The organism is Bradyrhizobium cosmicum, assembly GCF_032290525.1.
Taxonomy (GTDB): Bacteria; Pseudomonadota; Alphaproteobacteria; order Rhizobiales; family Xanthobacteraceae; genus Bradyrhizobium; species Bradyrhizobium cosmicum_A.
Genome location: NZ_JASXTA010000334.1, coordinates 1 through 260, shown reverse-complemented (window position 1 = coordinate 260; position 260 = coordinate 1). Strand labels below are relative to the sequence as shown.

General features: G+C 66.2%; 1 pseudogene. It reads right to left on the bottom strand.

Annotated features, from left to right (window positions below):
• Positions 1-260 (bottom strand): annotated as a pseudogene (locus QSV46_RS40160) (alpha/beta hydrolase); the annotation flags it as partial.

Here is a 260-nt window from a genome sequence, read left to right as displayed (position 1 = left end):
GGATCGGCGGGAAGACCAGGGGAATGCTGGCGGAGGCCGCCATCACGTCGCGAAACAGGCGCAGCGCCTCGGGCGAACCGACGGCTGCGATTTTCCCCATGTCCCAAACGACCGTGCGTTGGGTGTCGAGATCGGTCGTCACCACCAGCAGTTTTCGGCCCTTGGCATTTTCGCGTGCAACGGCGGCCAGGATCTCCGGCCCGACATAGCGGGCCACCAGGTCGCGCAGTCGCGTATTGCCGAACAGGCCGGACCCGAAC